The organism is Sorangium sp. So ce385 (assembly GCF_051474135.1).
In the GTDB taxonomy this organism is placed as follows: Bacteria; Myxococcota_A; Polyangia; order Polyangiales; family Polyangiaceae; genus Sorangium; species Sorangium cellulosum_D.
This window is the reverse complement of record NZ_CP150337.1, coordinates 54,036-79,469: the sequence shown is the minus strand read 5'-3', so window position 1 is coordinate 79,469 and position 25,434 is coordinate 54,036. Positions and strand designations below refer to the sequence as shown.

The window sequence follows — 25,434 nt, the reverse complement described above, 5'->3', positions numbered from 1 at the left end:
CCTCGGACAACGTCGTTCGTGGAGCCACAACCGCGTGGATGTCTGCCTCGGGCCAAAACGAAGCGAACGTGAGGACGATCGAGTCGCGTGAATCTATGGCCATATCTGTATTGCCTTGGGAACGGGTGGCTTTCCTGGCTCCACCGGGATTGTGCCGTTCACGATCATGTCGTGCGTGATGGGCCCACCTGGATCTGTCGGGAGACCGCCGAGCGCTTTCACACCGCTGTCGGCCCTGATACCGCTGGGTCCGTACGCCGTGATAACGTTGCCCTGACCAGCGCCGGGGCCTTCGATGGTCGCGAGATCCTCTCCCTTCCTGAACATCATTCTGCCAGCCGTACCCGTGGACAGATAGACGGCATCAGCATTGGTGACTAGATCGAGAACATCATCATCGGTGAATTCGTGTTTACCGTGATGGCTCGACGACGTGAACTTGATCTTCTTGGATGGATCGCTCTGGATCATCCTGAGGAGCTTCTTCGCCTTCTCGATGTTTTTATCGCTCGGACAACTAGCTAGCCCCAGCGGGTCCACGGTCGTTGTCGACGCCCCTCCGAAGGCGAAGAGGTTCGCCCCGCCGAGCACGCCGAGGGGGTCCGGGCTGCACCACCTCCCAGTCTCCGCGTCGAAATATCGGAACCGCGTATAGCACAAACCGGTCTCGTCGTCCGCATACTGCCCTAGAAGCCGGAACGGGCTCTCCACCGGCCACGCGTGCTGCGCCGCCGGGTCCCTCCAGACCTCGACCACCCGTCCCCACGCCGAGTGCGCCGCCGACCAGGTCACCCGCCCGTCTGGTCCCACGAGCTCCTTCGGCATCCCGAGGTGGTCGTTCACCACCGCGAACACCTGGCCCTGCTCCGCTTGCAGCAGCGGCATGAACGTACCCGGATCGTGCACGAACACGCGTGCTCCTCGGGGTCGCTCCAGGTCCGCCGCCAGCACATCCCCATCCCAGATGAACTCCACCGCGCGGTCCGCCGTCTCAGCTCCGGCCGGCACGACCTCCTTGCGCACCCGTCGCCCGAACGCATCGTACGAAAAGCGCACCCGCGTCCCGTCCGGCCGCCGCACCTCGCGCAGCCTGTCCCGACAGTCCCACCTGTACTCGGTCGCCGCCGCTTCAGCGCCCTCCGTGCGCGCTCCGAGATCGAGCTTGACGACGCGCCGGCCACGCTCGTCGTACGTGTACTTGGCCTTGCCCGTCTGCCGCAGCAGGTTCCCCGGCGCAATCTCCCACTCCGGCGCGCCCGCCTGTGCATCGATTCCTTCGAGCATCTTCTGCAGCGAGCCCGCCGCGTCGTACGCGAACACCTCGCGCAATGAGCCGCGCTGTGCTTCGAGGAGCTGGTCGATGCGGCCATATCGGTACGCGGTCGCGCCCCATCGAGCATCCTCGATCCGCGTCACGCGCCCGAGCGCGTCGTAGCTCCATTTCCGCTCGACCAGGCCCTTGGTGATCTCCGCCCCGGGAGCCGAGGCCGATACCTGCTGCGCGATCAGCCGATCCATCGCGTCGTAACCGCTCTGGATCGACACCTGTCCATCCGGACGACCCCGCCGGACCTCCCGTCCGAGCACGTCCCGCTCGATGTCCATCCGGTAGCCGTCGTGTTCCACGGCGACCAGCGCATCCAGCGCGTCGTACACGTACTTCGTCGTCGCGCCGTTCGGCAGCACCCGCTTGGTCCTTCGTCCGAGCGCGTCGTACTCGAACCGGAGCGCCTTGTCTCCCTGCCGCTCCGCCACGATCCGCCCGAGTTTGTCCCGCTCGAACATCGTGACGATCTTGTCCTCTCCCTCTTCCACGACCGAGGCGAGCAGCCGTCCGAGCGTGTCGCGCGGATAGGTCGCTATCCCGTCGGTCGACTGCTCGAAGACGACATTGCCCAGCCTGTCGTGCTTGAACGATCGGAAGCTCCCGTCCGGATAATCGACTCGTGACATATTGCCGGACTTCGCATAGCCGTACTTCAGCACCCGCCCGTCGAATGTTCGCTCCTCGACGATGCGACCTGCGACATCGTACGTGAACGCGTACGTCTCTCCGCGCGGGTTCTCGATCTCCCGGAGCCGCTCGTAGGACGTGTACCGGAAGGACCACGTGTGCCCATCGGGCTGCGTGACACGCGCGAGCACGCCCGTGCCGCCATAGTCAATTGTCGTGGTTTGCCCCACAGCATCCGTGACGGCCGTGACGTTGCCCTGTGCGTCGTAGGCTTGCCGAGTGACGGTTCCATCCGGGCGATGCATCTCGATCGGCCTCCCGAGCCGGTCGTGCGTGAGCCGCGTCACCCTCCCGAGCGCGTCCGTCATCGACACGGGGCGTCCAAGCGTGTCGTACTCGAACGTGGTCCGCGCTCCGCGCGCGTCCGTCTCGGCGATCACATTGTGCCGGGCGTCGTATTCATACCGCACCACGGGCCCCTCGGGGCCCTCGATCGAGCACAGGCGCCCTCGGTCGTCGTACGTCAGCTCGTACGCGACGCCCGTCGGGTACTGAATCCCGACAAGGCTTCCGCGCGCGTCATGCGTATAAAGCGTCTCCAGCCCGTCGGGCGACGTCCGTTTGACGGGCAGATCTCCGTCGTAGGTCCATGCCACCACATTCCCCGCTGGATCCACCAACCGCACGAGGTTGCCGCGCGCATCGCGCTCGAAGCGCGTCGTGTCTCCCGCGCCGTTGCGCTCCTCGACGACGTGGCCATCCTCGTCGTACTCGCGCTCCGCCAAGACGACGCCCGTCGTCGTCTCTTCGCGCGTGACGAGCCCATCGTCGTCCCATGTATAAATCTTCGGCTCCTCGCTCTCCGCCCTCGTCGTCTGCGTCCGCTCGTCGGCGTAGAGCTCCACCTCGTGCAGCCCGTCGGGTCCCCACGTCCGCACGCACCGCCCGGTCTCATCGTCGTAAGCGTACTGAAATCGCGCGCCACTCTTGCGCCGCACGGCGATCATTCGATCCGCGCCGTCATACTCGTACTCCTCGGTGTTCCCGAGCGCATCAACAACGGCGGATAGATTCCCGCCCTTCGAATACCGGTACTCCACTGATTGTTCGATGTGTCCGTCAACGCAAACGTCGAGCCGCACGAGCCGGCCGCGGTCCCACCTGACGAGGACCTCACGCCCGGTCGTGTCGACCACGCGTGAGAGCAATTCATCGTCGTATTCGAGCGTGATCGCGTTACCGTTCGCGTCCTCGATCGAGCGGAGCAGCGCCTTGCGCCCCGGGCCGGCGAAGACGCGGGTGACGCGGTCATCTAGGCTATAAACGCGATAGCTCCCGTCGCTACCGACGCGGAGCTCGATCCGCTCGCCGCGGTGAAACGCTGCCTTGCCAGCGCCTACCTTATCGAAATAGAGCCATCGACCTTCGCCATCGTGCAGGTCGAGCGTCTCCTCGCCCTCCTCGATCCACTCCTCGAGACTGTGGGCCCATCCCGGCCCCAGCGCCGCGTCGCGGTCGCCACAGCGCGAAGAAGCATATTGGCGTTCGATGGCGAGCGGAATGATGCCGGGCAACGAGATATCTGTCGCCTGATTGACGACCTCGCCTGTCGCCACGTCGACGGGATCTCCTACGCACTTTTGCTCGCGCGCCGGCTTCTTTGACGGGTTCTTGCGTTTCTTTGGGCGCTTCGGGCGCCCTTTCCCGCCACCCGCTTTGCTTCCCTTGCCGGGGGTCCCCTTGACCACGACCCCGTTGTTGCCCTTCTTCTTCGGCTTCTTCGCACCTCCGCCGGCGGCGTCGTCGGCCCCCTTCTTGCCCGCCTTCTCGGCGCCTTCCTTGCCCGCCTTCTCGGCGCCCTCCTTGCCCGCCTTCTCGGCGCCCTCCTTGCCCGCCTTCTCGGCGCCCTCTTTCCCGGCCTTCTCCGCCCCCTCTTTCCCCGCCTGCTCGGCCCCCTGCTTCCCCAGCTGCTCCGCCCCCTGCTTCCCGACCTGCTGCGCGGCCTCTTGCGCCCCCTCCTTGCCGACCGCTTCCGCGACGGCCTTGCCCGCCTTTGCGGCCAGCCTCCCCCCCGTGGCCGCCGCGCCCCCGAAGGGGATCATCCCCGCCGCGGAGATGGCCGCGTTCAGATAGTCGCCTTCCGCGAGGTAGATGGCCGCGTTGAGCCCGTCGGCGATCTCCCCGAGGCCCGGGATGAAGCCGACGATATCGAGCCCGGTGTGGACCCAGTCCGAAGCCTTCTCCCACCAGCTCTTCTCGGCCTCCTCGCGCATCTTGTTGAGGTCCACGAGCGGCCCTGCATAAGGCGCCAGCCCGTGGGCCATGAACACTGCCTTGCCGAACGTGTTCTCCGGCCCGTCCGGGCCCGCACAGTTCATCGCGTACAGCGATGTGTGATAGGTGACGTTGGCCCCTCCCGCGTGGACGGTCGTGCTGTGCGTGACCGGCCGGCAGTACCCCAGGTTCACGCCGCTCTTGACGCCGCCGCCCGTCCCCGGCTCGTCGCCCTGGACGGTGGTGATCCGGCTCGCCATCGTCGCGGTGTCGAACGTCCCGAGCCTCACCGTGGTCGCCTCGTCCACGCCGGCGGCCAGGCAGGCGCGGATCTGGTACGGCACCGGCTTCATCTCGTCGCCGATGGGCGTCTTGCAGACATCCGGCTCGGTGCAGACGACCCACGCGTTCCCCGTCTTGCAGAGCCCTTCATTCTCGGCCACGAGTCGTCCCTCCCGGCGCCGCCATGCACGCCTCGAGCGCCTCAATCCTGCGTCTCTTGCTGTACGCGCCGCGCCACGTCATGAACAGGCGCCCCTCCGGCACGTCGATCATCAGCGTGTCGAGGAGCATCGGGACCACCGCGCGCGAGCCCGTCTCGAGCAGCGCCAGCAACCCGAGCTCGTAGCCCGGGAGCCTGAGCTCGAGCGCCCCGTCCGGGTGCATGTTCTCGAGGACGATCTCCTCGTTGCCACGAAGATATCCCGGATAAACGAGATCCGGATGAGCGCTGTTGTAGAACCGGTAATCGAAGTCGAGCGGCGCGTGCGGCCAGCGCTCCGCTTGCCACGCCTCGTCGTAGGTCCCCGCGTACGCGCGCCGCGGCAGCCAGACGCCCGGGATCGGGCCGAGCCCCTCCGGCTTGTGGGGCCGGCCGAGCTCGGTGACGGGGTCGTCGGGCGACTCGATCTGCGGCGCCTCGAACGTGACGTCGCTCGGCGTCTTCCCCTCGGGGAGATAGCCCTTCCCGACGGGGTTTTGCTCGAACGCGTGGCGGGCCCCCCACGCGTCCTGGAAGGTCCCGCCGAACGCGTGCTCGTACCGGATGGGCACCTCGCGGCAAGGCTCGGGGTCGGTCAGGCGGTACTCGCTGCCTTCGCGCACCCAGCGCCGCGGCCCTGTCACGCGGAGCGTCTTGTCCACCTTGCCGACGCGCGCGCGGACGAACCACGCCGGCGCGGGCCAGCCCCCCGGCGCGTGCGCCGTCGCGTTGATGTGGATGTCGCTGCGCTGCTTGAACGGCGCGAGATCGCCCTCCATGCGCAGGCTCGACGAGCCCGCGTCCCCGTGGAACACGTCCCCTCCGGACACCTCGGGCTGCTCCGGATCGAGCTGCGCGACGCCTCCAGGGACGATGCGGAACGCCCCGCGCAGCACGAAGACGCCGAACTCGCGCCCCTGCGGATCGACGCTGTCGAAGAGAAAAGGCCAGAAACGAGTGTAGTTCCGAACGATCATGGCGGCGCCCGTCCAGCGGCTGATCAGTTGAGGTCGATGTACTCGCCGTCGATGTCCACCACCCCCGACGCCGCGATCAGGACCGTATCCCCGTTGACCTCCACCGCCGCGGCGTCCACGGTCGCGCGCTGGCCCGCCTTGACCTCCACGACGGCGCCCGCCGTGGTCGTGATCGTCACGCCCGCCGCGTTCGCGATCGTCACGCCCGCCGACGTCTGGATCGTCGAGCCGGCGGTGATCTGGATGTTCGCGCCCGCGCTCATGCTGATGTTCGCGCCCGCGCTGATCGACACGTTCCCCTCGGCGGTCAGGCTCACGTCCGGCCCTTTCATCGTGAGCGTGGACCGCCCCGTCGTCTGCGAGATGAACTGGTCCGTCATCACCGTCCCGGTGGGCGGGATCTTCGGCGGCGGCTCGGCGGGTTGCTCGATCGTGACCGTGTGCTTCTTGCCCACGAGCGTCGAGTCCTGGACGCCGATCGCCGCGGCCCGATCCTTCCCGACCGTGATCGTCTGATTGTTCCCGACCGCGATCGTCTGGTTGTTTCCCACCGTGATCGCCTCGTCGTGCCCGACCGTGCGCGTCCGATCGACGCCCGTCGTCTCCGTCTCGTTGTTCTTGACGAGCTTGTTCAGGTCCTTCTGCGCCTGGACATTGACGAGCTCCCGCCCCGCCGCGTCCTCGAACATGATCTCGTTGTATCCGCCCGTCCCGCCCGTGGAGTTGCTCCTCCACCCGCTCTGCGTCTTGTTGTCAGGCAGCTTGTACGGCACCTTCTGCAGGTTCGTGTACACCCGGCCCACGATGACCGGCCGGTCCGGGTCCCCGCTCAAGAAGTCCACCAGCACCTCCTGCCCGACGCGCGGCAAGGTCACCCCGCCGTACCCGGCGCCTCCCCACGACTGGCTCACGTGGATCCAGCACGAGCTGCTGTCATCCATCTGGCTCTCGCGGTCCCAGTGGAAATGCACCCGGACCCGCCCGAACTCGTCCGTGTGGATCTCCTCCCCGGCCGGCCCCACCACGGTCGCGCTCTCGACCCCGTTCACCTTCGGCTTCGGCGTCGCGAGCTCCGGCCGGAAGGGGATGTCCGTCCCCCGCGCCTTGCACCGATGCGACCACTCGCCATGGTGGGTCCCGCTCACGGACGACTCGACGACGAGCAGCGTCCGGCTCTCGGCCAGCGCCTCGTGCGGATGCCCCGCGATGCTCACCACGCTCCCTGGCGCGAGGTCATGGGCGTTCGTCTCGAAGGTGCAGACCTTGGCGCTGCCGCGCTTCGCGTCGAGCCGCCGTTGCGCCAGGCTCGCCGCCTCCTTCTCGTCGGTGCGCGCCTTGCCCTTGTCGTCGGCGATGGGCGTCGCGTCCCCCTGATCCGTGCCGAAGAGGAAGGCGCCCGGCGTGTACTGATAGCGCTCGAGCTTCGCCTCGAGCCCCTGCCCGGCCGACGCGCTGCCCACCAGCTTGTAGCCCGGCGGCCGGCGATGGTCGTGGTCCCGCAGCGTGTATTTGCCCGGCCGCACGCGCTTGCCCATGCGGACGTCGGTCACGAAAGAGATGCCGTGGCTGCGCACAAGGCTCGTGTCGTCCAGGAACATCAGCGGCGCCCCGCGCTTCACGTTCGCGTGCGGCGCGTCCGACAGGACGAGCCTCGTCTCGTCCCCGCGCTGCTCGAACGCGTACGCGATGCCCGCGTCCTCGAGCATCCGGCTCACGAAGGCGAAGTCCGACTCCGCGTATTGCACGCGGTATTTCCGCTTCTTGTAGGCGCCGCCGTCGATCCGCACCTCGGGTTCGATGCCCCACTCCTTGAGCACCTTGAGCGCGATGTCCGGCTCGGAGACGTGCTGGAACATGCGGTAGTTCTTCCGCTGCGTGAGGAGCCACATCGTCGGCACGAGGGTGAGCTGGTACGTCGAGAGCCCGCCCGGCTCGACCCGCACCTGCTCGAGGTGGTTGCAGAGGCCCGACCACGACCTGTCGTGCGCGCCCGCGCGCAGCGTGAAGCGCGCCGGCTGGCCCACGACGGCGTCGAAGTCGACGCTGGCGTTGTCCGAGACCGCGACCAGGTTGACCTCGAACAGCGACGAGAGCCGCTCTTGTACGGAGAAATTGCGCACGTCGAGCGCGTCGCCCGAAGCGACCTCGACCTCGAGGTTCTTCCCGCCGACGCGGCTCGCGGCGGCGCCGGCCGCCTTGCCGACGCCCTTGACCGAACCACCAGCGGTCGCCTGCGAGGGATCCTCACCATGGCTTTTTACGAACGTCATCCTCGCGCCCTCCTGCGCTCCGGCCCGCTCCGTCTGCTCGCGAGCGTCCAAGGCTCCTGTCGAACCAAGCAAGTCGAATCATGGCTGGGAATACGCCGGGGAGCGTCTCACGAGATCTGGTGGACTGTCCAGGGCCTGCTGTCCAGGCGAACCGCGCTGGATGCCGTGCGCGCACCGTTCGGGGGAGAGGGTCGTTGGACGCGGGGACATGCGAGGGTGTGCGCACTGGCGCGCTCCATGGACGATGGCGGGGCGGAGGCATGCCATCAACGAATCTGCAAAATTGCACCAACGACGCACACAGCGGCGTCCATCGCGCCCTGTGGCCGCGCGATGCCGCACCCGTCGCGTCCCTGCCATGGGCCGACGCTCGAGGAGGCGAGCTGCCGAATTTCAAGTCTTAACGTCGCGGGTCGATCCTCGTACGCTCGCGTCCGATGGACGTGGTGTCGCTGTGCCCGCTGCCGGCGTCGGGGTTCGTCTGGCAGTCGCAGGACGGGAGAGCTGCGCAGACCGTCGTCGTGAAAGCGACGTTCGCGCTCGCGCCCGGGAGGTCGTATCTCGCGGCGGCGCAGCAGGCGCCGAACGAGGAGGACAAGCACTGGAACGACGATCCGGCGCGCAGCGTCGTCGCGCCGAGCGACAGGGTGCCCTACAAACCGCGCGCCGACGTGATGCTCGTCGGGCACGCGTACGCTCCGGGCAAGCGTCCCATGCGATCGATGATGGTCCGTGTGGCGGTCGGAGACATCGACAAGTCCATCGAGGTGTGGTGCGACCGGGCCTTCCGGGTGCGAGACGGCCAGCTCCTCGAAGGACAGGGCTTCACGAAGATGCCTCTCTGCTGGGAGCGCGCGGCCGGCGGCCCCGACACGAGCAACCCGGTCGGCATGCGGTTCGACGCGCCCCCGGACATGTATGGCAGGGTCACGATCCCGAACCTCCAGCCGCCCGGGATTCATGTGGCCAGTCCGTCGGATACGTTCGCTCCGGTGTGCTTCGCGCCGATCGGGCGGCGCTGGCCAGGGCGAACATCGTGGCTCGGACATCTGGCCAGGATGTTCCCGCAGCCCGGATGGGAAGAGCGGCCGCTGCCGGAGGGGCTCGATCCCGTGTACTTCCTGGCGGCGCCCCTGGATCAGCAGGTGGAGCAGATCCGACCCAACGAGCACATCATCCTCGAGAACCTGAGCCCCGATCACGCCCGCCTGGTGACGAACCTGCCGGGCGTCCGGCCGAGGGCGGTCGCGCACCGGGCCACGGGGGAGCACGAGGAGGTGGCGCTCGTCGCGGACACGCTGTGGATCGACACCGATCGTGGGCTGTGCACGGTGGTCTGGCGGGGAAGGATCGGGCTCAGGCATCCGAGCGAGGCGGGGCGCATCGCGGTGACGCTCGAGGGCGACGCCGGCGGCCGCGTCTCCGGCGACGAGGCGAAGCCGTCCCCGCCGGAGGCCAGGGATGCGGCGGAGAAGGGCGGGGTGGAAGAGGACGCGGAGGGGACGCTCCAGCTGGGGGACGAGGTCAGCGCGGCGGTGGCGCCGGTGATGCCGTTCCAGGGCGGGGGCGAGCCGCGGCAGGCGCCCGCGCCGCCGACGTCGAGGCCGGGGGACGCCGCGTTGCCGTTCAGGCCGGGTGGTCGCCCGCCGCACACCGCCGAGCCGGCGCCGCCGCCCACGCCGCCCGCCGTGAGCCCGGCGCCCCCGCCGCTCGTGGTGCTGCCGCCGCCGGCGGAGCCCATCGCCGGGCCTGCGACGGCGGGGCCGTGGAGCCGGCTGGAGGCGGGCGGGAGGCCTTCCATCGGTCAGTCCGTCGTGGAATCCATGGTGGGCTCGAGCCCTGCTTCGAGGAGCCCCGCGCCGCCGCCGGCGGAGCCGACCCCGGCAGCGGCCGCGCCCGCGCTCACGCCGAGGCGCGGCGGGCGTGAGATCGTCGATCTGCTCTGGTTCAGCCCCGCGGCGATGCCGCGAATCCGGAAGCACCCGGCGTGGAAGGAAATCCTCGCGGACGTGAAGCCGCGGCCCGACGACGAGGAGCTCGACGACGACATGCCGCCGGGCAAGCGGCCGTCGGCGAAGGATCGCCGGGACGTGCTGGCGATCCTCGCGCGCGGGCAGCCGATGCGGGTGGAGGACCTGGAGCAGGCGATGATGGAGGCCGTGGGCGAGGACGGGGCGTTCGTGCCGCCGCTCGTGCTGGTCGCCGGGGAGCTGGAATTCCCGTTCGATGAGGTGGAGACGCTGAAGGCGCTGGTGGCCGCGGCGAGCCCGCTCGTAATGGCGGACAAGAAGCTGAAGGAAACGGTGGAGGCGATCCACGACGTCTTCAAGATGCCCTGGGTGCAGGGAGCGACGAGCGTGGTGGAGGGGCTGACGGGGCAGCTGCGCGAGGCGCTGGGTCAGAATCGCGTGGTACCGGCGAGGACGATCGAGGCGCATGCGGAGAGGGCGCTGCTCGAGCACAGGCATTTCCAGAAGAGGCTGGTGATGGGGCAGATGAGATTGCGGGCGCTGCTCTCTTCCGCCGGAGGTCACGTGAAGGTGCCTGTGTACTGGCCCGAGGCGGTGGGGAAGGAATTGCCGGGTCTCCAAAGAATGCAAGTGAGGATGATCGCCGCGCTCGGAATGCGCACCGAGCACCAGGAGAGCGCTGGCATCGCGCTGCGAGCTTGCTCGGTCGCGCGGCGCGGAGCTCTTGAGTCGCGCGCGTGAGAGGGCCGGCGCGGCGCGCGTCCCGTCGCGGTGCTCCCGGCGCCGCGCGCCGGCCCCGGAATCCCTGGACGCGCCCCCGGCCAGGGTGGCCCGCGGGTTGCTCCCCTCCCGGTGCGGGACAGACCGCGCGGGAGGGGTTCAGTCATGCGGAAGTGCGTGCGCGATTCGGTGGTCGTCATCACCGGGGCTTCGTCGGGGATCGGCAGGGCCGCGGCGCTCGCGTTCGCGCGGCGCGGCGCGCGGGTGGTCGTCGCCGCGCGGAACGCGTCGGCCCTCGAGGAGGTCGCCGCCGAGTGCGCCGGCGCCGGGGCGCGGGCGCTCGCCGTCCCGACGGACGTGCGGGACGAGTGCGCCGTCAGGGCCCTGGCCCGCGCCGCGGTCGAGGTGTTCGGCAGGATCGACGTCTGGGTGAACAACGCCGCGGTGTTCCTCTACGCGCGCGCGGACGAGGCGCCCTACGAGACCTACCGCCAGGTCATCGAGACGAACCTGCTCGGTTACGTGCACGGCGCGCGGGCCGCGCTGCCCTATTTCCGCGCGCAAGGCGCCGGCGTGCTCGTCAACAACGTCTCCGCGCTCGGCAAGTTCGGCGGGCCGACGATGAGCGCCTACGTGAGCGCAAAATTCGGGGTCCTCGGCCTCGCGTCCTGCCTGCGGCAGGAGCTCGTCAGCACCCCGGACATCCACGTCTGCACCCTCCTGCCCGCGGCCGTCGATACCCCGATCTACCAGCACGCCGGCAACTACACCGGCCGCGCCGTCCAGCCGATCCGGCCCGTCCTCGACCCCGAGCGGGTCGCGGCCGCGATGGTCTCCCTCGCCGAGCGGCCGCGGCGCGAGGTGTACGTCGGCGCCGGCGGCCGCATCACCGCCGCGGCGTACACCGCCTTCCCGGGCCTCACCGAGCGGGTGCTGGCGGCCTACATCCCGAGCTCGACCTTCCTGGATCGCGCCGCGCCGCACACCGACGGCAACATCTTCTCGCCCATGAAGCGCTGGACCGGCGTGACCGGCGGGTGGCGCGCGGCCTCGGCCCTCGCCGCGCTCCTCGACGCGGCCAGGACCGCCGCCCGGCTCGCGCTCGAGATCCCCTCCGCGGCGCTCGAGCGCCTCAAGCCACGGTGACATCGCCGCTCTGGCACCCTCCGTACGCGATCTCCCATCCGTCCTGACGCGCTGTCGTACCCGGGGTGCCTCCCAACCTCGGGGATTCTGTGACGCGTTCTCCACCGATGCTCGGCATGCTGCGCGCCGACCAACGATTCAACGAGAATCAAGGAGGCGCAACGATGAGCCGTTATGTGGCGCGCACGCTCCGAAGCGATGACTTTTCGACGCTGATGGACCTCGAGGCGGCGCTCTTCGGAAGCGCGGGCGAGGGCGAGCTCGGGCGGTATTACATCCGTCTTTGCTGCGATTTCTTCAAGGACTCTTGCTTCATGGTCGAGGCCGCGGGCAAGCCCGCGGGCTACCTGCTCTCCTTCGCGCGCGGCAAGGAGGTCTATTGCACGACCCTCGCCGTCCTGCCCGAGTACCAGGGCTCCCGCGCCACGCACACGCTGCTCCGGGCGTTCGTCGGGTCGATCCTCGGGTGGGCGGAGTCGTGCTGGTTCACCGTCGAGGAGGACAACCACGCCGCGCGGGCGCTCCACGCGATGCTCGGCGCCAAGGAGATCGAGGTCCGCCCCGACTTCTACGGCACCGGACACCCGCGCATCATCTCGCGCATCGATCGCGACGCGTTCATGGCCCTCCGGGCCCGCTTCGAGCGGGTCGGGCTCGTCGATCGCGCCGCCGAGGCGAAGGAGCCGCGCGCGGCGGACGGCGGCATCGCCGCGGTGGCCTGAGGCGGACGGACCTCATGACGACCACCGCTCCGCTGGACGCCGCCCGCCGCCTCGGGGCGGCGAGCGACTGGCCGTGGACCGAGGCGCTCTCCGTCGTCAGCCGGGTCTCCGGCGTGATGGGGCTCGCGCTCGACACCGTGTTCCGGACCAGCCTCTTGCCCGAGCTGCCCGCCTCGCGCGACCGCGAGCGGGCGCGCCTCCTGCACGCCATCGCCGGGGATCTCTGCGCGATGCACGCCCTGCGCGTCCGCGTGACCGGCGCGCTCCCCGCGCCGCCGTTCGTGATCGTGGCCAACCACGTCAGCTACCTCGACCCGATCGCCCTCGCCTCGCTCACCCCCTGCACCGCCATCGCCAAGCAGGAGATCGCCGGCTGGCCGATCGTCGGCGAGCGCGCGCGCGATCTCGGCGTGCTGCTCGTCGATCGGCGGCGCCCGGCGAGCGGGGCGCGCGTGCTCCGGTCGGCGCTCCGCGCCCTGCGCCACGGCGTCCCGGTGCTGAATTTCCCGGAGGGCTCCACGACGCGCGGCGAGGAGGTACTCCCCTTCCGCAAAGGCATCTTCGGCCTCGCCCGGATCGCGGACGTCCCCATCGTGCCCGCGGCGATCACCTACGATGCCCCGGAGCTCTGCTGGGCGGGCGACGACACCTTCGTCCCCCATTATCTCCGCTTCTCCAGCCGCCGCGAGGCGAGCGCTCACATCACCTTCGGCCCCCCGCTCGGCGATCACGGCGGCGCGGCCGATCTCGCGGAGCGCGCCCGCGCCGTGATCCTGGACCTCTTGAGCCTTTAGGAGATCTCATGTCGCAACAACGAGCCGCCGCGTACCTGCGGCACGGGCAGACTCCCTTCTTCCGCCTCCCGACCGCGAGCTTCCAGGAAGCCGGCGCGTCGGCCTACGCCGGCGCCGACGCCGTGCTCCTCGGCGTCCCGTGGGACGGGAGCGTCACCTACCGCCCGGGCACCCGGTTCGCGCCCTACGAGCTGCGCCGCGTGAGCGCCCTCGTGCAGTCCTATCACCCCGGCCACGGCGTCGACGTGTTCCGCGCGCTCCGCGTGCTCGACGGCGGCAACGTGCCGTTTCCCCCGTTCCACGCCGAATCCGTGCGCGAGCTGGTCCAGGCCTCGGTCGACGAGGTGCTCGCGGCCGGCGCCGTGCCGTTCGTCGTCGGCGGCGACCACTCCATCGCGCTCCCGGTGCTCCGCGCGCTCTGGCGGCGACACGGCCCCATCACGGTCGTCCACGTGGACGCCCACCTCGACACGAGCACGTCGGAGGTGTGGGGCGAGCCGTTCCACCACGGCACGCCGTTCCGCAACGCCATCGACGAGGGGCTGATCGGCCGGGGCGCGCTCCACCAGATCGGCATCCGCGCGACCTGGGGCCACCCGGAGGAGGGCGCCTTCGCGGCGCACGCCGGGGCGACCCTGTACGGCATGGACCGGATCGACCGGGACGGCGCCTCCACGATCGCGGCCGCCATCCGCGCCGCCGCCGGCGACGCGCCCGTCTACATCTCGTTCGACATCGACGGCGTCGACCCCGCCTACGCCCCGGGCACCGGCACGCCCGTGCCCGGCGGGCTCACCTCGCGCGACGCGATCCAGCTGCTCCGCGGCCTCGCGGGGATCCACCTCGTCGGCATGGATCTCGTCGAGGTGTGCCCCGCGCTCGACCACGCCGACATCACCCTTCACCTCGGCGCGCACCTCCTGTTCGAGGGCCTCGCCCTGCTCGCGACGAGGAAGGTCAACCGGCCGCTCGGGTGACGCACATCCGATCTCGGCGTTGGCGTCGGCGATCGCGAGCGTGACGACGACGAGAGAAAACGCGCTCCGCCGCGCCGCGCGGCGGCTCAATCCGCTGGCGCCCCTCGCCATTCCGGTGTCACATAAGAGACACTGGGATGACACGCTCGCCCGATCTTTCCGGTCGTTACGCCGATCTCCCGCAGCTCGACGCCGCCTGGGCGCGCCTCGCGCGCGCTCACGGCGGACGTGAAATGACGGTGGGGACGTCCACCCATGGACGACCGTTGCGGCGGTATGACTTCGGCAACCCGCTGGGCCCGACGTTCCTGCTGACATCGCTCATGCACGGGGTCGAGGTGATCGGCGGGCTCGCGCTGCTCGATGCGGTCCGGTCGCTCCTCTCGGTCGGCCGGGGCGGCATCGCCGCGCACGCGCGGCTGGTCGTGATGCCGGTGGTCAACCCCGACGCGTTCGCCGACAACCTGGAGCGCCTCCGCGGCGAGCGCTGGGCGTCGCAGCGGTGCAATGCCCGCGGCGTGGATCTGAACCGGAATTTCGCGCCCCTGTCGGCGTCGCGGCCGCTGCACCCGTTCGCGGGGTCGCGGCTCCGGTGGTCGCCGCATTACACGGGGCCGCACGCGTTCTCGGAGCCCGAGTCGCGCGCGCTGCGCGACGTCGCGCTGGAGACGCGGCCCGCGCTCGCGCTCGGCTTTCACAGCTGCGGCAACCTCCTGCTCTACCCCTGGGCGCACACCGGCGCGCCCAACCCGCGCGCCCCGCTGTACCGCGCGCTCGGCGACGCCTTCTGCCGCGCGCTGCCGCGCGAGCGGTACGAGATCCGCCAGGCGGCGCACTGGTACCCCACGGTCGGCGACATGGACGACTGGCTCGACGCCAACCTGGGGACGCTCGCCTTCACCGTGGAGGTCAGCCGCCCCGCGCGCTCGCTCCGCGATTTCCGCCGGCTGCTCAATCCGTTCTGGTGGCTCAACCCGCGCGAGGCCGACGCGGCGATCGAGAACGTCGTCCCCGGCGTGGGCGCGCTCCTCGGCGACGCGCTCGACCGCGGCGTGGGCCGGGCGGCCCCGCACGCGCCGCCGCGCCTCGAGGAGCCGCCGGCGGAGCTGTTCGCCGACGCCGCCGAGTGATGCGCCCCCGCGCGCGACCTCCACCCGGCTGACCGCTGCGGCCATCCCACACCGGCCGGACGCCGGCGGACAGGACAAAAAGTGCCAGTCTCGCACGCGGCATCCACTATCCTTCGCGTGTGGACGCTGACTCGCCCCGCCTGCCGACGACCGTCAGGGTCAGCCTCAGCGCGGCGGAGCGCGCGCCCGGCGCGGACGAGTCCGACATCTGGCAGCACGAGGCCGACGAGATCGTCGACGGCAAGTACCGTCTGGTCCGGCCGCTCGGGCGCGGGGGCATGGCCGAGGTCTGGCTCGCGGTCCACGTCACGCTCAAGACCGAGCTCGCCATCAAGTTCCTCAGCGTCTCGCTGACCGGCGACCCCGCGCGGAGCCGGACCGTCCTGGAGAGGTTCCGTTTCGAGGCCCAGATCTCGGCCCGCCTGGGCGCGCGCACGCGGCACATCGTCGCCGTCCACGACGCGGGCGTGCACGACGACATCCCGTATCTCGTGATGGAGTACATCCGGGGTCGCACGCTGTTCGCCGAGGTGCGCGAAAAGGGGCCGATCGACCCGAGGCGCTTCGCGGACATGCTCGATCAGATCGCGGACGCGCTCACCGTCGCGCACGACATGGGCATCGTGCACCGCGACCTGAAGCCCTCCAACGTGATGATCCTCGACGATCCCGGCGCGGAGCTGACGGTGAAGGTCGCCGATTTCGGCATCGCCAAGGCGCTGCACGGCGATCTCGGCCTCGATCGGCCGCGCGAGACGGAGGCCGACGTCATGCTGGGCTCGCCGAACTACATGAGCCCGGAGCAGCTCTCCTCGCCGCTCGCGGTCGACGCGCGGGCCGACGTGTGGGCGCTCGGCGTCCTCGCCTATGAGGTGTTGACCGACTGGCCGCCGTTCCAGGGCAACACCATCGCCGAGCTCATCGTGGCGGTCAGCACCCGCGATTTCGAGCCGGCCACCGAGGTCCGGCGGTCGCTCCCCCGGGGGCTCGACGGCTGGTTCTCGCGCGCCCTCGCGAAGGAGCCGGCGCGGCGGTTCACCTCGATCCGCGAGATGGTCCGGGCCTACCGCGACGCGCTCGCGGCGCCGCCGCCCGCGCCCGCGAAGCCCTCGCCGGCGCGGCGGCCGGCGGCGCTCGTCGCCGTGGCGGTCGCCTGCGTGGGCACGCTCGCGGGCGCCACCGCGCTCGCGTGGCGCCTGCTCGATGGGCCGCGCGCCGCGCCGGAGGCGGCGCGGCACCTGTCCCCCCGCGTGCGCGGCGCGCTCCAGGAGCTCGCGCTGCGCCCGCCGCCGCCCCCGCCGCCCGCCGCGGCGGCGCCGCCGGTCGCCGTCGCCCCGGCGGGCGAGCCCGCTCCCCCCGCCGCGGCGTCCGCGTCCGCGCGGCCGCGCGGGGTCCAGCCGCGTCCTGGGGCGGACGGCGGCGCTCCCCGCGCCACGGCGACCGCCAAGCCCGCGCCGCCCACCGTGCCCCGGCGCCGCAAGGAGATCGACAAGAGTGAGATCCTTTGAGCGACAGCTCATCACGCTGTGCGGCGCCGCCTTGCTCGCGGCCGCGCCGGCGCCGGCGCTCGCCATCGGCGCCGAGGAGGACGCGAAGACGCTGTTCGCGCGCGGGCGCGAGCTGCGGAGCGCCGGCCAGTGCGAGCAGGCGGTCATCGCCTTCCGGAGCGCGCTGGAGATCTACCCGGAGGGGCTCGGCGCGCTGCGGAACATCGCCGAGTGCGAGGAGGAGATGGGCCGCTACGCCTCGGCGCGGCGGGACTGGTGGGATCTCCGGCGCGCCGCGCTCCAGTCCAACGAGGCGAAGTACGCCGGGTGGAGCGAGGACGCCGAGCTCCGGTACCGGGCGCTCGGCAACAAGGTCGGGACGCTGACCGTCCGCCTGCTGGGCGCCGAAGGGCAGTCGCCGGTGCAGGTGGTGCTGGACGGCAAGCCGCTCGATCCGAGGCTCCTCGGCGTCGCGCTCGAGCGCGACCTCGGCGCGCACACGGTCGAGCTCTTCTACGGCGGCGCCGCGCCGATCCTGGAGCGCGTCGAGCTCACGCCGGGCGCGAGCCGGGACGTGACGCTCACCGTGCCCGCGCCGCTCCCGGCGCGCGACGCGCGCGCCCCGGGCCCCGCGCCCGCGCCGCCCTCGTCGTCCAGCGGCGTCCGCACGGGCGGCTACATCGCGCTCGGCGTGGGCGGCGCGGGCGCGATCGCGACCGCGGTGGCGCTCGCCGTGCGCGCCGGCGCGCTGTCCAAGGTCGAGGACGGGTGCTCCCCTGCCGGCGGCGGGGGCTACGTGTGCCCGCGATCGCTGCAGGGGGACTACGACAGGGGGAAGACCGCCACGACGCTCGCGGGCGTCTTCGCCGGCGTCGGGCTGGTCGGCATCGGCGCCGGCGTCACGCTGCTCCTGCTGAGCCCCTCCGAGGCCGCCTCCCCGGCGCCCGGCAAGCCTCCCGTGGCGGAGCTCTCGCTCACGCCGTCGCCGGCCGGCCTCGGCTCCCGCCTCCTCGTGCGCTTCTGATCGGGTCAGGCGCGCGCCTTGCCTCACCTCACCGCGACCACGGGCTGACGTCTGCGCGTGCACAGGGCGCCTCGCCCTCGTCGAGCCGCGCCCCGGACGAGGCCGCGCCCCCGCGCGGCGTCGTGGGGGCGCCATCTCGTCGGGCGGAGGGCCCGCCGGGCTGCGCGGCGGGCTGACCCAGGTTGCGAGGAGGGGTGTCATGACGATGCTCGAACCGATCTCCGAGGTGCCGCCGCTGGTCGAGCGCGACCAGGCCGGGGCGGGCAGAACAGCGGGCAGGGCGGAGCGCCTGGTCTCCACGATCGGCGGCAGCGCCCTGGTGGCGTACGGGCTCGCCCGCCGCAGCGTGCCCGGCCTGGTCCTCGCGCTCGCGGGCGGGGCGCTGATCCAGCACGGCGTCGCGGGCCGCCGCGGCGCCGCGGGCGCTCCCGATGATCGCGCTCCACCCCGCGCGCGCCTCCTGCGCGTCGGCCAGCGGGCCGGCCGCCTGTTCGGCGCGCTGGCCCCGGCGGCCACGCGCGTCGCGCGCGCCGTGACCGTCGCGAAGCCCGCGGACGAGCTCTACAGATTCTGGCGCAATTTCGAGAACTTACCGCGCTTCATGGAGCACCTCGCCGAGGTCGAGGTCATCGACGATCGCCGCTCGCGGTGGGCGGCGAGGGCGCCCGGCGGCGGCTCGGTGTCGTGGCGGGCCGAGATCGTCGAGGACCGGGAGAACGAGCTCATCGCGTGGCGCTCCCGCGAGCCGGCGGACATCGAGAACGCGGGCTCGGTCCGGTTCGTCCCGGCGCCGGGCGGCCGCGGCACCGAGGTCCGCGTGACGATCGACTACAGGGCGCCGGCCGGCGCGCTCGGCCGGGCGATCGCGAAGGTGTTCGGCGAGGAGCCGGATCAGCAGCTCAGGGACGACCTCCGCCACTTCAAGCAGCTGATGGAGGCGGGGGAGATACCGACGATCGACGGACAGCCCAGCGGCCGGAGATCGGCCGTGCTGGGCGGGGCCGTGCTGGGGAGGTGAGGCTCATGCGCGCGCTCTGCTGGAACGGGGTGAACGATCTCCGCGTCGAGACGGTGCCGGATCCGCGGATCCTCGCCCCGCACGACGCCATCGTCCGCGTGCGGATGTCGTCCGTATGCGGCTCGGACCTGCACCTCATCGACGGCCATGTGCCCACGATGAAGAAGGGGGACATCCTCGGGCACGAGTTCGTCGGCGAGGTCGTCGACGTCGGCCCGGACGTGAGCAAGCTGAAGAAGGGCGACCGCGTCGTCGTCTGCTCGATCGTCGGCTGCGGGCATTGCTTTTATTGCGAGCACGCGCTCTGGTCGCTCTGCGACAACTCGAACCCGAGCCACGCCGTGCTCGACGCGGCCTTCGGCGACACGACCGCCGCCATCTTCGGCTACAGCCACGCCTTTGGCGGCATCGCCGGCAGCCATGCCGAGTACGTCCGCGTCCCGTTCGCCGATCAGGGCGCCTTCCAGGTCCCCGAGGCGGTCCCGGACGACCGCGCGGTGTTCGCGGCCGACGCCTTGCCGACGGGCTACATGGCCGCGGACATGTGCGGGATCCGGCCCGGCGACGTGATCGCGGTGTGGGGGGCCGGCGGCGTGGGACAGATGGCGATCCTCAGCGCGTACCTGCTCGGCGCGGAGCGGGTCATCGCCATCGACCGGCTCCCCGAGCGCCTCCGGCTGGCCAGCGAGCGCGGCCGCGCCGAGGTGCTCAATTACGAGGAGGTGGACGTCCGCGAGGCGCTCCGCGACATGACGGGGGGCCGCGGCCCCGACGCGTGCATCGACGCGGTCGGCATGGAGGCGCACGGGCGAGGCCTCGAGTATGCCTACGACCGCGCCAAGCAGGCGATGCGGCTCGAGACCGATCGCCCGATCGCGCTGCGCCAGGCGATCATGGCGTGCCGCAAGGGCGGCACGGTCTCGATCGTCGGCGTCTACGGCGGGCTCATCGACAAGTTCCCGATGGGCGCTGCGATGAACAAGGGCCTGGTCTTCCGGATGGGGCAGCAGCACGGCCAGCGCTACATCCCGCGCCTGCTCGAGCACCTCGAGCGCGGCGAGATCGATCCCTCGTTCCTCGTGACGCACCCGATGAGCCTCGAGGAGGGGCCGCGCGGATACCAGCTCTTCAAGAAGAAGCAGGATGGCTGCGTGCGCGCCGTCTTCACGCCCGCGGCGAGCGCCTGAGTCGGCGCTGCCGTCGCGCAGCGAGAGCGCGACCGGCGCCGCGACGGTGCACCTGCGGGCCGGCGAGCGCGGCCTCTGCGCGCCGCCGGCCGAGCGCATCTTTGCGGGGGGCGGCCGGGAACGGATCTCGCTCGTGGCGACGGAAGGAGCGCGCGGCGCTGAGCTTGTCTTTCCGCCCCGGGGCGCTACCCCTGGATGAGGCGGGGGCGCGCGCAGACGGCGAGGTCGAGATGAGCTCACGGCGAAACAAGATCCTTGGTTCGGTGGCAGGGAGCGGCGCGGTCGCCGTCCGCGGGGCGGCCGAGGCGCTGTTCTCGGTGGCGGGCAAGGGGCTGCTCGACGAGGGCGCGCGGGAGGGCCTGCGGCGCGCGATGGTCGAGAACACCACGGCGGTCGTGGACGCGTTCGCGCCGGGGCTCTCGCTGGGGGCGCAGGCGACCGCGAAGATCATCGTGGATCAAGGCGGGAAGCAGGCGGGGGCGCTCGTCGCTCAGGAGGCGGCGCGGCAGGCGGGCCAGGCGGCGCTCGCCGACGGCGCGTCGGCCGCGGTGGCCAAGACGCTGACCCGCGAGGTGATGAAGACCGCGGGCCGGGAGGTCCTGAAGGGCGCCGGCAAGGCGGCCGGGGTCGGGTTCGTCATCGACGGCGCCTTCGGCGCGTACGAGGGGGTCACGGCCTACCAGCGCGGCGAGATGACGAGGAAGGAAGCGATCGCGCACGCGGCCCAGGAGGCCTCGACGGGCGCGGTGGCGACCGGCGCCGGCGTGCTGCTCGCGGCGGGCCTCGTCGCGGTCACCGGTGGCGCTGCGGCGCCGCTCGTCTTCGCGGTGGGCGCCGGCGGCGCGATCGGCGCGAAGCAGGTCCTGCGGCGGCTCGTGGGCCGCGTATCCTCGAAGATCCTGGTTCGCGCCGTCCCCGACGGAAGCCAGACGGGGTGACGCCGCGCCGCGGCGTGCGTGCCGGCGCGCTCGTCGCGGCCTCGAGGCGTCCACCCACCCGCGCGGACCGCCATGGTTTCCAGGCATCGGCCGAGCGGCGGCCTCACGGCGCTCGCCCCCGACGGCTTACAGGCGGTGGCCGGTCGACATAGATCATCGTCATGAGGCGACGCGTCCCGAGGCGATCGTTCTTGCGCGTCGGCGGGGTTGCGGCCGCGGCGCTGGCCCTGCCGTTCTCCCTGATCTTCGCGCGGAGGCCGAGGACGAAGAACGCGGCCGGCCGGTTCGGGCCTCTCCTGCCCGATCCCGCGGGCATCCTGGACCTCCCCGCGGGCTTCACCTACCGGATCCTCGAGCGCGCCGGCGGCGCCATGGACGACGGCTACCGGGTGCCCGGGCGGCCGGACGGGATGGGGTGCTTTCCTGGGCCGGACAGCACGTGGATCTTGCTCAGGAATCATGAGAACGGGCCCGCCGACGGGAAGATCGGGCCTTACCGGGCCGGGCAGAGCGCGCCGGCGGAGGCGTACGACGCGGCGAGCATGGGCGGCGTCACGAGGCTCGTGGTCGACGCGGCGACGCTCGAGCGCCGCTCGAGCAACCTCGTGCTCGCCGGAACGAACCGGAACTGCGCTGGCGGCGTGAGCCCCTGGGGCTGGCTCAGCTGCGAGGAGAACGTCGACCCCCGCCACGGCTATGTCTTCGTGTGCGCGGCGAACGCCTCCAGGGTGGCGCCGCCGCAGCGCCTCACCGGATACGGCCGCTTCTTCCACGAGGCGGCGGTCGTCGATCCCGCGACGAACATCGCTTACCTGACCGAGGATCGGGCGGACGGCTGCTTCTACCGCTTCAAGCCTGCGGATCGTGCCGCGCCGTTCGAGGGCAAGCTGCAGGCGCTCGCCGTCGTCGGCGCCCGCAAGGCCGACACCTCGGGCTGGGCGCTGCGGGAGCCGCGCGAGATCGCGTGGGTGGACATCGACGATCCCGATCCGCGGGACGACACGGTCCGGAAGCAGGCCCAGGCCAAGGGGGCCGCGCTGTTCCGGCGCGGGGAGGGCGTCTGCCTCGCGCAGGGCGTGGTGTACGTCGCCGCGACGATCGGCGGTCCGGCCGGCGCCGGTCAGATCTTCCGGCTGGCCCCCGCGGGAGACGGCGGCGCGCTCGAGGTCCTCGCCCACGCGACGAGCACGGACGAGCTGGACGCGCCCGACAACATCACCGTCGCTCCGTGGGGAGAGCTCTTCATGGCGGAGGACGGCAGCCGGGGGAACTACCTGCGCGGCGTGACGACGGGCGGGCAGATCTTCGACTTCGCGCGCAACGCGCGGAGCCCGAGCGAGCTCGCCGGCGTGTGCTTCTCGCCCGACGGCAAGGCGCTCTTCGTGAACATGCAGGAAGACGGCCTCACGCTGGCCGTCACGGGCCCGTTCCCCGAGATCGCCGCGGGCGCCGGCGGCCCGACCCGGGCGGGGGCGCCGGGGTAGAGCGCCGGACAGAGCGCCGACCGGCCCGAGCGGCCCGAGCGGCCGCTCAGAACGGCGGCGGCGCGGTCTCGCCGGTCGGCAGCGGACCCGGCTCCGGCGCGTGCTCCGACTCGGCCGGCGCCAACCCCGGCGCTGCCGTCCCCGGCTCCGCCGGCCGCGGCCCCTCGTCCGGCGCCGGCACGACCCCCTGCAGCTCCTCCGGCGCCCCGCCGTCGGCCGCCTCCGCGCCCGCGTCCGCCTCGGGGACCGGCGCCTCCTCGGCCGGCTCCGTTCCGGCGACGAACACCTCCTCGACGGCGTCTTCCTGCCCCTCGCGCGCGAGGAGGCCCGTCTGCGGATCGATCTTCACGCGCACCACGCCGCTCGGCACCGGGAAGTCGGCCACCGGGCGCTTCGCGTGCGCCTGCTTCATGAAATCCACGAACGCCGGCAGCGCCGCCGTGGCGCCCGCCTCGCCCTTGCCGAGCGGCGCCGCGTCGTCGTAGCCGGTCCACACCGCGCACGCGATGTCGGTCGAGTAGCCGACGAACCAGGTGTCCTTCGACTGGTTCGTCGTCCCCGTCTTGCCGGCGATCGGCCGCCCGAGCGAGCGCGCCTGCTTGGCGGTCCCGGTCTGCACGACGGACGTCAGCAGGCTCGTGAGCACGTACGCCTCCGGCTCCTCCATCACGCGGCGCGCCGGGGGGCGCGTGGGCAGCGGGATCTCCGCCCCGCCCGGCCCGACGATCTTCGTGATCAGGACCGGCGGCTCGTAGACGCCGCCCGCGGCGATGCTCGCGTACGCGGCGGCCATCTCGCGCGGCGTGACCTCGTAGGCGCCGAGCGCGAGCGACAGGTCCGCGCCGAGCTTCGACTGGATGCCGAGCGCGCCGGCGAAGGCGACCACGTTCGACGGGCCGACGCGCGACATCGCCGACACCGCGGCCACGTTCACGCTGTGCGCCAGCGCCTCGCGCAGCCGCGCGGGCGACTGCCCCTCGCTCTCGTCGTGGTTCTGCGGCTTGTACCCGGCGACGGCCTGCGGGTTCGTCTCGAGGATCGTCGACGGCGTCAGCGTGCGCGCGTGGATCCCGTAGCCGTAGACGAACGCCTTGAACGTCGATCCCGGCTGCCGCCGCGCGAACGTCGCGCGGTCGAGCCCGCCGCGCACCGCCTCGTAGCCGCCGACCAGGGCGACGATCTCGCGCGTCCGCACGTCGATCGCGACGAGCGCGCCCTCGGGTCCGAGCTCGAGCCGCAGCGGCACCGGGGCCGCGGGCTTCGCCGGGCTGACCGCGGGCGCGGCGCGCTTCGCCTCTCCGGCGACGGCGTCCTCGTCCTCGTCCTGCCCCGTCACGGCCGCCTCGACGACCGGCTCCGGCGCGGGGCCGATCAGGCTGACGCGCACCACCTTGTCGACGTCGGCGAACTTGCTCGGCGCGAGCCCGTTCGGGTTGTACCGCTGCGCGCCGCGGAGCGCGACCGTGCCTTCGAGCGAGCCCACGCGCACCGAGAGCGTGCCTCGGGCGTCGTCGGCGCCGGTCACGACCCCCCGGAAGACCTTGTGGCCGGCCGGCGTCCCCTCGAAGGGCGGCGGCTCCTTCTTGCTCCGCGTGAGCGGGCCGAACAGCTTGTGCCGCTTCGCGTACGCGTCGAGGTTCTTGCGGACGGCCGCGCGCGCCGCCGCCTGCAGCGCCGGGTCGATCGTGGTCGTGATCGTGTACCCGCCCTGCTGCGCGGCGGGCCCGACGACCTCGCGCAGCACGCGCTGCGCCTCGCTGACGACCTCGGGCGCGAGCTCGGCGAGCGACTCGGTCTCGATGGCGAGCACCACGGGCTCCCGCTTCGCCTGCGCGACCTGGCCCTCGTCCGCGAAGCCCTTGCGGAGCATCTGGTCGAGCACGAGGTCGCGCCGCGCCACGGCGCGCTCGAGGTTCGCGCGGGGCGAGTACACCGACGGCCCCTTCACGACGGCGATGAGCAGCGCCGCCTCGGCGAGCGTCACGTCGCGCACGCCCTTGCCGAAGTAGTAGCGGCTCGCCTCCTCGACGCCGTAGCGGCCGTGGCCGAAGTAGATCTTGTTGAGGTAGAGCTCCAGGATCTCGTCCTTCGTGAGCTCCTGCTCGATCCTGCGGGCCAGGATGATCTCGCGCGCCTTGCGCTTGTAGGTCCGGTCCGGCGTGAGCAGGACGTTCTTCACGACCTGCTGCGTGATCGTGCTCGCCCCCTGCCTGGTCTGGGTCGAGCGGAGGTTCACCGCGAGGGCGCGGAGCATGCCGAGGTAGTTCAGCCCCGCGTGCTCGTAGAAGCCTGCGTCCTCGGCGGCGAGCGTGGCGAGCTTCACCTGGTTCGGGATCTCGCCGATGCGCACGACGGTGCGCCGCTCGGTGAAGAGCTCGCCGAGGCGCGTCCCGTCGCGCGCGAGGATGCGCGTCACCTGCGGGGGCCGGTAATCCTTGAGCTCGCGGGTCGAGGGGAGATCCGCCTCGTAGTGCCGGACGACGAGCACGACGCTCACGGCGGCGAGGACGAGCAGCGCCGCGAGCGCGATCCCGATGCGCTTCGCCCAGGTGGCGATCCTGGCGCCCCGGTCCTGTCCGGCCGCGTCGTCCGGCGGCGCCGGCGGCGGGCCCTCGAGGCGCGGCGCGCTCGCCGTCCGCGCCGCCGTGCTGATCCGCTGCGGCGGCTCGCTCCCTCGCACCGGCGCGCTGGATCTCCGCGCGGCGGGCTCCGATGCCCGCCACTGCGGCTCCGACACCTGCCGCGGCGGCTCTGACGCCCGCCGCGGCGGCTCCGACACCTGCCGCGGCGGCTCCGACACCTGCCGCGGCGGCTCCGACATCTGCCGCGGCGGCTCCGACGCCCGCCGCGGTGGCTCCGACGCCTGCCGCGGCGGATCGCC

16 protein-coding genes are annotated in these 25,434 nt (G+C 71.9%); 12 read left to right on the top strand and 4 right to left on the bottom strand.

Features of this window, described 5'->3' with window-relative positions:
* Positions 1-93: 93 nt before the first annotated feature.
* The 3 genes from WME83_RS00275 to WME83_RS00265 are packed head-to-tail and all read right to left on the bottom strand — an operon-like array spanning position 94 to position 7,956.
* A complete protein-coding gene (locus WME83_RS00275) occupies positions 94-4,671 on the bottom strand; it encodes a PAAR-like domain-containing protein (RefSeq protein ID WP_437317248.1) in 4,578 nt (1,525 codons plus the stop codon).
* Positions 4,658-5,686, bottom strand: coding sequence for a DUF2169 family type VI secretion system accessory protein (locus tag WME83_RS00270; RefSeq protein WP_437317247.1), 1,029 nt, complete (start codon positions 5,684-5,686; stop codon positions 4,658-4,660). Before WME83_RS00270 ends, WME83_RS00275 begins: the two co-directional genes overlap by 14 nt.
* 23 nt (positions 5,687-5,709) lie before the next feature.
* Entirely contained in the window at positions 5,710-7,956 is a 2,247-nt protein-coding gene (locus tag WME83_RS00265) for a type VI secretion system Vgr family protein (protein ID WP_437317246.1), read from the bottom strand.
* Between the two features lie 437 nt (positions 7,957-8,393).
* On the opposite strand from WME83_RS00265, the gene WME83_RS00260 reads away from it, so the two are divergent.
* The 12 genes from WME83_RS00260 to WME83_RS00205 all read left to right on the top strand — a co-directional run bounded on the left by WME83_RS00260 (position 8,394) and on the right by WME83_RS00205 (position 22,553).
* On the top strand, positions 8,394-10,667 hold the full coding sequence (locus tag WME83_RS00260) for a DUF2169 family type VI secretion system accessory protein (RefSeq protein WP_437317245.1): 2,274 nt from the start codon (positions 8,394-8,396) through the stop codon (positions 10,665-10,667).
* Between the two features lie 144 nt (positions 10,668-10,811).
* The gene (locus WME83_RS00255; protein WP_437317244.1) at positions 10,812-11,792 is read left to right on the top strand and encodes an SDR family oxidoreductase; all 981 of its coding nucleotides are present in this window, start codon (positions 10,812-10,814) and stop codon (positions 11,790-11,792) included.
* 164 nt (positions 11,793-11,956) lie between these two features.
* Positions 11,957-12,514, top strand: a complete 558-nt coding sequence (locus tag WME83_RS00250) for a GNAT family N-acetyltransferase (protein ID WP_437317243.1) — start codon at positions 11,957-11,959, stop codon at positions 12,512-12,514.
* Between the two features lie 14 nt (positions 12,515-12,528).
* Positions 12,529-13,308 carry a lysophospholipid acyltransferase family protein gene (locus tag WME83_RS00245; RefSeq protein ID WP_437317242.1) on the top strand — a complete coding sequence of 260 codons (780 nt, stop codon included), beginning with the start codon at positions 12,529-12,531 and terminating at the stop codon, positions 13,306-13,308.
* An 8-nt stretch (positions 13,309-13,316) separates the two neighbouring features.
* A complete protein-coding gene (gene speB / locus WME83_RS00240) occupies positions 13,317-14,285 on the top strand; it encodes an agmatinase (RefSeq protein WP_437317241.1) in 969 nt (322 codons plus the stop codon).
* A 137-nt stretch (positions 14,286-14,422) separates the two neighbouring features.
* Positions 14,423-15,415, top strand: a complete 993-nt coding sequence (locus WME83_RS00235) for a M14 family metallopeptidase (RefSeq protein ID WP_437317240.1) — start codon at positions 14,423-14,425, stop codon at positions 15,413-15,415.
* Between the two features lie 119 nt (positions 15,416-15,534).
* Positions 15,535-16,923 carry a serine/threonine-protein kinase gene (locus tag WME83_RS00230; RefSeq protein WP_437317239.1) on the top strand — a complete coding sequence of 463 codons (1,389 nt, stop codon included), beginning with the start codon at positions 15,535-15,537 and terminating at the stop codon, positions 16,921-16,923.
* On the top strand, positions 16,910-17,926 hold the full coding sequence (locus WME83_RS00225) for a tetratricopeptide repeat protein (RefSeq protein ID WP_437317238.1): 1,017 nt from the start codon (positions 16,910-16,912) through the stop codon (positions 17,924-17,926). Before WME83_RS00230 ends, WME83_RS00225 begins: the two co-directional genes overlap by 14 nt.
* Before the next feature lie 199 nt (positions 17,927-18,125).
* Entirely contained in the window at positions 18,126-18,944 is an 819-nt protein-coding gene (locus WME83_RS00220; RefSeq protein WP_437317237.1) for an SRPBCC family protein, read from the top strand.
* Between the two features lie 5 nt (positions 18,945-18,949).
* The gene (locus tag WME83_RS00215; protein WP_437317236.1) at positions 18,950-20,131 is read left to right on the top strand and encodes a zinc-dependent alcohol dehydrogenase; all 1,182 of its coding nucleotides are present in this window, start codon (positions 18,950-18,952) and stop codon (positions 20,129-20,131) included.
* 230 nt (positions 20,132-20,361) lie between these two features.
* Positions 20,362-21,069, top strand: a complete 708-nt coding sequence (locus WME83_RS00210; protein ID WP_437317235.1) for a hypothetical protein — start codon at positions 20,362-20,364, stop codon at positions 21,067-21,069.
* Between the two features lie 161 nt (positions 21,070-21,230).
* A complete protein-coding gene (locus WME83_RS00205) occupies positions 21,231-22,553 on the top strand; it encodes an alkaline phosphatase PhoX (RefSeq protein WP_437317234.1) in 1,323 nt (440 codons plus the stop codon).
* A 46-nt stretch (positions 22,554-22,599) separates the two neighbouring features.
* Here the strand turns inward: WME83_RS00205 and WME83_RS00200 are convergent, their stop codons facing one another.
* The gene (locus WME83_RS00200; RefSeq protein ID WP_437317233.1) at positions 22,600-25,233 is read right to left on the bottom strand and encodes a penicillin-binding protein 1A; all 2,634 of its coding nucleotides are present in this window, start codon (positions 25,231-25,233) and stop codon (positions 22,600-22,602) included.
* Positions 25,234-25,434: the final 201 nt, after the last annotated feature.